Source organism: Desmonostoc vinosum (genome assembly GCF_059505385.1).
In genome coordinates, this window is the sequence record NZ_JCACKM010000202.1 from 1 (window position 1) to 10,499 (window position 10,499).

At 41.0% G+C, this 10,499-nt stretch carries 6 protein-coding genes and 1 pseudogene; 1 reads left to right on the forward strand and 6 read right to left on the reverse strand.

Annotated features, from left to right (window positions below):
* Positions 1 to 61 precede the first annotated feature (61 nt).
* From AC5JMF_RS24430 to ybiA, 6 genes and pseudogenes are all read right to left on the reverse strand, one after another.
* Positions 62 to 220 (reverse strand): annotated as a pseudogene (locus AC5JMF_RS24430) (IS4 family transposase); the annotation flags it as partial.
* 52 nt (positions 221 to 272) lie between these two features.
* Positions 273 to 3,479, reverse strand: coding sequence for an efflux RND transporter permease subunit (locus tag AC5JMF_RS24435; protein ID WP_495798298.1), 3,207 nt, complete (start codon positions 3,477 to 3,479; stop codon positions 273 to 275).
* A gap of 439 nt (positions 3,480 to 3,918) precedes the next feature.
* On the reverse strand, positions 3,919 to 5,493 hold the full coding sequence (locus AC5JMF_RS24440) for an efflux RND transporter periplasmic adaptor subunit (RefSeq protein ID WP_495798299.1): 1,575 nt from the start codon (positions 5,491 to 5,493) through the stop codon (positions 3,919 to 3,921).
* A gap of 526 nt (positions 5,494 to 6,019) precedes the next feature.
* Positions 6,020 to 7,300 carry a glycosyltransferase family 4 protein gene (locus AC5JMF_RS24445; protein ID WP_495798300.1) on the reverse strand — a complete coding sequence of 427 codons (1,281 nt, stop codon included), beginning with the start codon at positions 7,298 to 7,300 and terminating at the stop codon, positions 6,020 to 6,022.
* Between the two features lie 628 nt (positions 7,301 to 7,928).
* Entirely contained in the window at positions 7,929 to 8,696 is a 768-nt protein-coding gene (locus AC5JMF_RS24450) for a hypothetical protein (protein ID WP_495798301.1), read from the reverse strand.
* 655 nt (positions 8,697 to 9,351) lie between these two features.
* The gene (gene ybiA / locus AC5JMF_RS24455; protein WP_495798302.1) at positions 9,352 to 9,816 is read right to left on the reverse strand and encodes a riboflavin biosynthesis intermediates N-glycosidase; all 465 of its coding nucleotides are present in this window, start codon (positions 9,814 to 9,816) and stop codon (positions 9,352 to 9,354) included.
* 158 nt (positions 9,817 to 9,974) lie between these two features.
* Between ybiA and AC5JMF_RS24460 the strand changes: the two genes are divergently transcribed.
* Positions 9,975 to 10,463: a DUF2243 domain-containing protein gene (locus tag AC5JMF_RS24460; protein ID WP_495798303.1), complete on the forward strand. Its 489-nt coding sequence runs from the start codon at positions 9,975 to 9,977 to the stop codon at positions 10,461 to 10,463.
* The last annotated feature ends 36 nt before the right edge of the window (positions 10,464 to 10,499 follow it).

Sequence of the window (10,499 nt, forward strand, 5' to 3'; positions counted from 1 at the left end):
TAGGCAGAGACTTGAGTCTCTGACGGTTCAAGTATTTTTGCAAGAAGTCTAATATCGAATCTTTTTTGTAGGCTGCGATCGCCAATTCAAGAGTCTCTAAGTTTGTTAAGATAAACCATCCTTCTTTGGGAGCAACACCTAATATTTTACGTTTCCACTTACAAGCAACGTTAAAGCTGAAAAAACATTGAATTTTTGTAACTTTTACCCCTTGAAAAAATCAGATGTAGAGATGCCCTATTTGCAGCATCTCTACAGAGGTTATCTGAGAATCAAAATTGACGCGATCGCTCGTCTGTTTCTAAGGATTGGGCGGTATTTTTGCCATTTAAAGAATCTGTCTGTGCTGCCAATGTTTGATGCTGATTTGGTTTCATAAATCGCTCAGTAAATGTCTTAATGACAATATACAAGATTGGCACTATAAACAAACTCAAAAAAGTAGCGATGAACATACCACCAAATACTGCTGTTCCCAAAGATTGGCGACTTCCCGCACCGGCACCTGTAGCCACAGCTAAGGGGAAAATACCCAGAAGCGTAGAAAACGCAGTCATTAAAATAGGGCGTAAACGTTCTTGTGAAGCCTCAATTACTGCTTTGGTAATTGAAAGTCCTCGCTCTCTTAATTGATTGGCAAATTCTACAATCAAAATCGCATTCTTACTCGCCAAACCAATTAACATTACTAAACCAATTTGACAGTAAACATCATTAGCAAAGCCCCGCATTGATTGCGCTACAAGTGCCCCAAAAATAGCTAAGGGAACTGACAACAGAATAATAATTGGGTCTATATAATTTTCATACTGAGCAGCCAGTACCAAAAATACAAACACCAATCCTAATCCAAAAATGAGTGGTGCTAACCCTCCAGATTCTAATTCTTCTAATGCAGTTCCTGACCATTCATAACCATAACCTGGTGGTAAAACTGCTTGAGCTATTTGTTCCATTTTTGTAATCGCATCTCCAGAACTAAAACCAGGAGCAGCAGCACCATTGATTTCGATTGAGCGGAACAAGTTATAGTGGTTAATTGTTTGCGCCCCGGTAGTGGGAGTAACTTTAACTAAATTACTCAAAGGAATCATTTGATTTTGTTGGGAACGCACGTACATTTGACCAATATCTTGAGGATTAGAACGAAATTGTTCATCGGCTTGCACGTATACTCGATAGTTGCGCTGCTGGAGATTGAAATCATTAACGTATTGCGACCCCAAAGCAGTTTGTAAGGTAGTGAAGATATCGTCTACAGAAACTTGCAATGCCTTGGCTTTGTTACGGTCTACTTCTACCAATAGTTGTGGTGTATTGGCGGCAAAGGTGCTAAATACAGCTTGTAGTCCTGGTGTTTGATTGGCGCGACCTAGTAGTTGTCCCATTGTTTGCACCAAATCATCTAAGCCGCTGTTACCTCTGCGGTCTTGCAGTTGAAAGACAAAGCCGCCAAAGTTACCTAACCCTTGAATGGCTGGAGGATTGACTGGGAAAATCCTCGCTTCTGGGATGGTTGATAACTTTCCTTGCAATTTACCCAAAATTGCCTGTACTGATTGATTGGCTTGCGGGCGATCGCCCCAAGATTTTAAATTTGTAAAGATGATACCGCTATTAGCTGTGCTACCACCAAAACCAAAGCCCCCCACAGCAAAGGTTCCCCCTACTTCTGGGATTTGGAGAATTTCTTTTTCTACCTTAGCCATCACGTCGCTGGTATATTGTAGCGAAACTCCTTGTGGCCCTTGAATGACTGTGAGGAAATAACCTTGATCTTCTTCTGGGAGAAATGCTGTGGGGACGGTGGTGTAAAGCCAAGCAGTCATTCCCAAGGAGACGATAAATAGACCGATAACTATACTTTTGATGCGTATGAGAAAGGTGAGCGATCGCTGATATCCTAGATTTACCCAGTCTAAAAAGCGATTTATTTGGTCAAAAATCCAACCAATCCAACCTGTAGGTTTTTGTCCTTGACGCAGTAACAGCGCACACAACGAAGGTGTCAAGGTTAAAGCCAAAAATGTCGAAATGGCAATGGAGAAGGCAATGGTTAACGCAAACTGCCGATAAAGTGCCCCTGTAGTTCCAGGAAAAAATGCCACCGGCACAAACACCGCCATCAATACCAAGGAAGTAGCAATTACTGCACCAAAAAGTTCCGCCATTGATTCGCTGGCGGCGCGGCGGGGATTAATCCCTTTATCCTGAATAAAACGGCTAATTTGCTCAACTACAACGATCGCATCATCAACCACCATCCCAGATGCTAAAGTCAAACCAAACAAGGTCAAACTATTGATCGAAAAGTTAAAGACCTTCACAAAGGCAAACGTACCCACTAGAGCTAGGGGAATAGTCAACGCCGGAATTAAGGTGGTACGCCAGTCTTGCAAAAAGACAAAAATGACAATTACAACTAATATTACTGCTTCGATTAATGTCTTCACAACTTCTGCTAAAGACTCTTGCACGAAGGTGGTTGTGTCAAAAGCTACTATCTGTTCTAAACCAGGTGGAAAACTTTGGGCCAATCGCTTGATTTCTGCTTTGACTCCTTTAGCTACATCTAAAGCATTACTCCCAGGACTTTGATAGATACCTAATCCTACAGCTTCATTACCACGAAACCGCAGAAATGAGTTGTAATTTTCTGCACCTAGTTCAGCTCTACCAACATCTTTTAGCTTGACTAATGTACCATTATTGTCTGTTTTCAGAACAATATTTTCAAATTCCGATACTTCTGTCAGTCGGCTGGCAGCACGCACATCAATTTGATATCTTTGTCCTTTAGGGGCTGGTTCTTGCCCAATTCTCCCAGCACCAATTTGCAAGTTTTGTTCAGCAAGCGCACTGGTAACATCTTCAGTCGTCAAGCCGCGACTGGCGAGTCGGTTGGGGTCTAACCACAGACGCATGGCGTAGCGGCGTTCACCAAAAATTCGCACATCGCCAACGCCTTTAACTCTCTTTAGGGCATCTGCTAAATAAAGGTCGGCGTAGTTGCTTAAAAAGGTATTGTTGTATTGATTATTTTTAGAAAACAAACCAATTGCTAAGAGAATGTTACTGGATTGCTTAGTAACTTTAACTCCTGTGCGCTGTACAGTTTCTGGTAATTGAGGTTCAGCAACAGAAACCCGATTTTGGATATCAACAGCAGCAATATCTTTATCTCGTGATGAATCAAAGGTAGCTGTAATGCTACTACTACCGTCGTTACTGCTACTAGAAGTGAGATATTTTAGACCTTCAACCCCATTGATTTGTCTTTCGAGGATATTGGTCACCCCGCTTTCCACAACTTCAGCACTAGCACCACTGTAGTTAGCAGTAACACTAATTTGTGTAGGAGAAATATCAGGAAAGCGAGCGATTGGTAATGTGGGAATACTGATTATTCCTAATAACAGAATAATCACAGCACAGACCGAAGTGAAAACCGGTCGCTTGATAAAAAAATCAACAAACATGGTTTTTGTAATTCGTAATTCGTAATTCGTAATTGGCAACGGGGAAGAGGAGGCAGGGACACAGAGAAAAGTTCTCCCTCACTCCCTCACCCTCAGTCGCTGAGCATACCCTTCTCCTCATCTCCCGGTTGGTGAGTTTCGGCTACGCGGTAATCGAGCGAAGTCGAGATTCAACTACTGCGGAGTCGAACCACATCTTCCCCCACTCCCTACCTTTCAAGGGTAGGTTTTTCATATTCAGTCTGAAAAAACCTATTTTTTCGTTCCGAAATCTTTCTTTGCGTCCCCCTTCGGGTGACGCTCGCAAGCTCGCTAACGCTGCGCTAACGCAGTCGCCTGCGGAGGGAAACCCTCCTTTACTCGCTGTCTCACCGCGTCTCCCCGTCTTTGCGTCAACCAAAACGCGAAATCTAAAAAACCTACCCATAAGAGCCACTCCCTACTCCTTGTTTTCAGGCGCAGGAGTTATGGGAACGCCATTAGTAAGATTGAGAATGCCAGAAACTACTATTTTTTCACCAGCTTTCAATCCTGTAAGAACCTGATAATTATTCCCTTCAATAGCTCCTAACTTGATGGGTTTTTGTAGAGCAACTAGTGGTGGTGTGTCTGGCTTGGGATTTTCTGCTGCTTGAGCTACAAAGACAAAAGTTTCCCCACCCAAGCGAGATACTGCTGTGACTGGAATTAGAATTCCTGGACGTTTATCCCAAATGACTTTAGTATTTACTCTTTGCAGGTCAAGCAGTTGACTCCCAGAATTAGCAAAGGTAGCTTTAGCTAAAATAGTTTGCGTATCTGAACTAATATTTGGAGCAATAAAACTTACTTTACCTGTTGCTGTGGGTTTGCCTTGAGCATCTACCATTTGTACTGGTAATCCTAAGCGTAAGCGTTTAGCTTCTTGTTGTGGAACTGAGAAATTTAATTCCAAAGCATCGTTTCTAGTAAGTGTGGTGAGTTTATCTCCTTTGTCGACAAACTCGCCTACCTTGACAGGAATATCACCAACGATACCCGTAAAAGGAGCTAGAACTTTTGTATATTGGAGTTGAACTTCTGCTGTTCTAACTTGAGCTGCTGCTTGAGTTACTTGAGAACGGGCTTGAGCAATCTCTTCTGGACGCGGGCCGTTCTCTAGTTGTTTTAAATTTTGTTTTTGTTGTTCTAAAGCTGCGGTTAACTCACTAATATCAGAGGTTCTGCTCTGACGCAGTTGCTCTAAGCGTTTCTGGGCGGCAACTAATGCAGCTTCAGCACTACGCTGTTCTCTAATAAATCCTTCTAAGGCATCCTGAGAAACAGCACCGTCTTTTCTTAATTGTTCGTATCGCTTGGCTCGTGACTGTGCTAATTCCACATCAGATTTCGCTGAATTGATTTGCGCTTCTGCTTGAGCAATTTCTTCTGGTTGCGCTCCGGCTTGAGCATCTTTCAAGCGAGCTTGGGCTTGGGCTAAAGTAGCTTTAGCTTGGGCAATTTGCTCTTGACGAGTACCTGCTTTGAGTTCGGCAAGACGCGCACGAGCTTGTTCTAGTTCTCCTTTAGCTCTTAGTAGTTGAGCTTGGGCATCGTCACTCTGTATCTGAATAACCACTTGCCCTTGTTTAACGCGAGTACCCTCTTTAATGAAAATCTGGGTAATTCGCCCTTCCACCTCTGGCTTTAATTCTACTGAGCGGGGTGCTTCTAATGTGCCAACAAACTGCGAAGCGTCCTGTATGGTTCCACTTTTGACAGTTGCCAACTTAACGGGAACTCCCATAGGTTTAATTGCCCCATTTGTAGGTGCATCACTAGCTCTGCTAGTTTGCCACCAGCGCCAACCCAAACCAAGACCTGTAATCAAGAGAATGATTCCCACGATTAGAGACCAACGTTGCTTTTTACCTGGCTTAGACAGTTTTCCCGGCTGTGGGAGTGAACTTTGTTGTTGAGCCTGATTATAATCATTCACATCAGGCTGTTCTGTTTCAGGGGGAGCCGAGGACTCAGGAAACTCAGGATGAGGCATCTTCGTTTTCTCTTTTATAATTTTCAATTTTGGTAATCCACATCAGAATCAGATGGAAAACCATTATCTGAAGAGTCTTTTAGCCATTTTTCTTTTAAGTTTTCCATGCATGGATTCATCGGATGTGGTAGGGAAATGGCAACCCAGTATTTTTAGTTAAGACATGAATTTAAGTGAATGTTTTTAACAGTCTAGCAAGTACTTACTGAGATATATGTAAGTACTTGCTTGCATTATAACTACATTGTAGAGAAGATTGGTATATAGTACGAGAATTATACTCACTAACGGCAGATCACGAAAACTTCCTATCCACTTTGGTAAAAGATATCCCATTGCTTTAATTGAGACAATTTTGCCAAGATTCTCTTCTGTCTCAACTTTGGCAGGGATACTCTTGTGGTGGGGTTCTTTGCCACGTTGGGCAACTTCTTGGCTACTGAGTATAGAATATGACTTACAGCAACTCTCTACTAAGTTGCTAGATTTCTCAACTTCAAGTTTCTGTATTTATGTATGGAAACTTTCATCCAAAAAAATTAGAATTCAATTTTGACAGGATATTTAAATCTGATGCTTGGTTGGCTACGACATCAGAAAATAGCTCTTCATACTTATCGAGTGCTTGTTCTAAAGAATAGTTTTCTACAGCAAATTGCCTACCGATATTACCTAACTTTGCTCCTAAATTAGGATTACTATATAAAGCTTCTACAGCATCTGCTAAAGCTGTTGGTGATTCTGGTTCAACAACTATACCCCCACCACTAAGTTTGATAGCTTTGGCAGCAGTCCCAGAGGCAGGAACTGAACCTACAATTGGACGACCACTTGCCAACAACAATGGTATTTTAGAAGGCATATTAAAAGAAATCACATTACGTTTTTGCACAATTAACCCAACATCAGCTGCTGCAAACATCTGGGGTAGTTGTTCTCGCGGTTGTAATGGTAGCAGCAATACATTGTCAGCCCCGTTTAATAAACAATATTGCTGTAATCTTTGCAAAGCTTTGGATTCACCAACAATCACAAAGACAATTTTTTGAATCTGACGTAAGCAAACTGCTGCCTCTATGACTGTCTCTAAACCTTGTGTCAGAGCAATGTTGCCAGAATATAGTACTACAAATTTGCCATCTAGTTGGTGAATTGATTTCCAAGGATTATTTTCTTGCTGTAAGGGACGAATGAAATTTATATTTACCCAATTGGGAATACAAACAATTTTCTTAGGGGGTACACCTTTATTGATTAAGTTATCGCTAAAGCCATCGGCAATTACACTAATAGTGTGAGCAGTTCGATACGCAAATTTTTCTAGAGCTGCAAGTGATCGAATCATCCATTTATTTTTGAGCAAACCGACTCGCACGGCAGCTTCTGGTAAGATGTCTTGCACATTCAGCACTACTGGACAGTTGTAAAACCAGCCAATTATGGTTGCAGGCATCGTAATTAACAAAGGTGGAATTGTTAAAATGATCACATCAGGTCGTTCACCTTTGAGAGCTTGGGGCAAGCTTGTGAAAACAAAGCTCAACTCTAGCAGCAATCTGTCTAAGAGGTTGGGTTTAGATTTAATCCTCAGATAACTACGCTGGATGGTAACACCGTTTTTCTGTTCGTTACAATACCATTTACCCCGATATTCATCGTAAATCTGGCGCTGAGGATAGTTAGGCATTCCTGTAATCACCCGCACTTGATGACCTCTTTGCACTAGTCCTTCTGCTAGTTCAGTCATCAAAGGAGCAATACCAATTGGCTCTGGATGATAGTTATAGGAATAAATCAGAATGTGCATGAGCTATTTGTAAATTCTGTAAAGACAGCCAGAATTTATCGAACTTATTCCTAAGTTCAATGAGGTCTGCTATTTTTGTTACTCAATTTAGATTGTAATAATTAAGTTCTTTTTAATTTATGCATCAATTAACACTTGGGAGATTGTAGCATTATATTCAACATTATGTTAAAAGTATATACTGTTACTTAATAAAATCTTAAAAAACTGTTTCAACAATTACGAGGGTGGTCAAAATTCAAAAGCGAATGGTTAAAATCAAGGTTTTTAACTTTGGACTATTGACCGTTAACATAAAACTATGAAAAACTTTGACACTGCCCAAGTTTTAGTAAAAATAGCACTTGTCGGTTGCATAGATGACTTACTCAAAGGAGAACATTCTGATAGATAACAATATTATGTATTATTGCGATCGCAGTAAAAATCATCCCGAATCTTTGTGATTACTTAGTTGGGGTTAATTTTTAGTAAACATCATATGGTTATGTTTATTTGTATCCACTTACTGACAAAATAATTTTGTAATTTGTAATGCTTCTCCTGTCGCAGATGCTCTTGCTAGCTTGCTTAGGCGTAGGGTTAAGACTTGTTTAAACTACTTCAACTATGTCTTTTGGCTTTGCTCTTAAAACAATTTAAAACGGGCAAGTTGCATTTCAATGGCTGTTGTCAGTATTTTATTGAGTTCTTTACCGTTTTGAAATTGCAAAAGTTGCTGTATTTGTAAGTCAAAGGTAATTTGTCCCTCTAAGTCTGCACGTTGCATTTGGGCTAGTAAAATCTGTTCAGAGCGCTTACTTTGAATAGCGTAGCCAATTTCAACACAAACATTGGGACTGGGAATCAATAGGGGGCTTTCTTTCCTATCTATGCTAGCAATGGGTGTGGTGTCGGCGATAAATAACAAACTCTTACGGATTTTTCGCATGAGGGTACGGTTCAGCCGCAGAGGAGCATCGCTAGGACGATAAGACTCTATTAAGGATAGAGGAAAACGCGATCGCAGGTTTAAAGTTGTCAAACTTTTCTGCAATTCTTCTCTCAAAACATCACTCGCTGCGACATACTCAGTTTGGTAGCATAAAAAAATTGTTGGCTCTAACTGAGATAACACCGCTTGCTTAGTGAAATATATCTCATGACTAATCAAGTCAATGTTAGCTACGCAATAAGCACCACTACCCTCAATATAAAATTCAATACTCTCTCCTTCTAGATAACGCCCAAACCAAGTTGATTGCTTAACTTCGTCACTATCTTCTAGAAAGTCTGCTCGCAATGCTGACTTCAGCAGGCTTTTTTTACTTAAACGAATGTCTGGTGGGCGTTTTTCCAATTCTGGAATCGGCTCATAATCCTGAAGATACCATGCTCTGAGCGCAATAATTGACATAAGGCGCTATTTTAACTGTCTCTTGTTATTCAACTTTGTATAAGCTTACACCTAGTTATCTAAAGCAACAACACCCAAACATCTACTCGCTGAGTTCATTTCCTTTCCTTGCTTATCCTAGCCAGGGATGTACTACCTCTCACCACTCTTTTAAACAAGTAATGAAAACTAGTGACAGCGCCCCCTAATTTTCAACATTTAAGGAAATATCAGTTTTCGCGTTGGGTGTTGCTGTGTTTTGGCGAGACAGATTTAAATTAAACAGCGTCTTTACCTCATATTAGATTTTCCATGCAGCTGTTGTATCTGCCAGGGAAGCTTTAGTAGCTTCATTTATTAGATTATCATCTGTGGATGAAAGGGGATTTTTTTGCAACTAAACTTTACTTTTAAAATGATTTTTATTTAATTTCTGTGGATGCATTGTTTCTCAATATTTTATTTGTTTTGCTACTGTAATTTACAACAAACTTCAAATTGAATTTAGTAATTGCTCAGCCAATGTTTAAGTTTTGAAACTGGGGACTGGGGACTGGGGACTGAGGACTGGGGACTGAGGACTGGGGACTGGGGACTGGGGACTGGGTAATTATCTTTCTCGCTCACTCCCTCATCTCCCTCATCCCCCTCATCCCCCTCATCCCCAGCCCTCAGCCTAAATTACTGCTAGAGACATTAATTTGCGAATTTCTTCACGTACACTCATGAGAATTTTACCGAGATGATTGTGACCTGTATGGTCGCTACCACAGCCCCAGAAATAATCTGTGGGAGAGTTTTCTACCAAAACCTCATCACCTGTGGTCAACAAAACTTCTTTAATTTCAGTGTGAGCAAGAAACTTTTTGAGAACAGCTGCTCGCATGACTTGAGTTTTGACCAAATCCCAGTCTCGACGGAGTTGGCGAGTGGTGCAACGTCCCAATGCAGCAGCTTCTTCTGGGGTAGCGGCAGCATGTATGACGGGGATGATTACCGCATCCATGCTACCTACAAATTTTTGCGCTTGATAATAATGCTCAACTGTTGCCCAGTAAGTACCCTCGATTTGAATTCCGTGGGGAGAAAAGTTAGAAAAACAGCCATAAGGCTGCCAAACCTTATAAAAGTAAATGGTCATTTGAAAATTGCTCTTTATATGTTAATTTCTATGATGCCCGTTGATGCTAACAGGGAATTGTGTACTTTTGATTGAGCGCTAGCATTAACCTCAAGATAGAAGATATTGCTCTTTAGGTATTTTATATTTGGTGCAAAAGTCTGTTTGTGAGGTTGACAATGGAGGCAAAAAGTGGAACGCTTAAAGAACTTACACCGCTGATTGCCGCTGGAATTGTTCTTGGTCTGGGTTTGGGAGGTTTTTTTGATGGAATTGTGCTGCATCAAATCCTCCAGTGGCATCATATGCTCACCAATATTCGACCTCTCACCAGTAGCGAAAATATAGATTTAAACATGTTATGGGATGGCTTATTTCATGCTTTTGACTGGTTGCTGACTGTCACCGGGATAATATTGCTATGGCGAGCAGGGGGACGTGATGATGTCGTTTGGTCATCACAAACTTTTATTGGGTCGTTACTGATTGGTAGTGGTGTATTCAACTTAGTTGAAGGAATAATAGACCATGAAATTCTCGGTATTCATCATGTTAAACCAGGGCCTAATCAGTTAGTTTGGGATTTGGGCTTTCTTGTCCTCGGTGCGCTGCTTGTTGTTGTTGGCTGGATAATCATTAGGAGAGATTTGGTAATTCGTAATTCGTAATGACGCGACGCTCCTGTGTCGCTCTAAGCGAAGCTA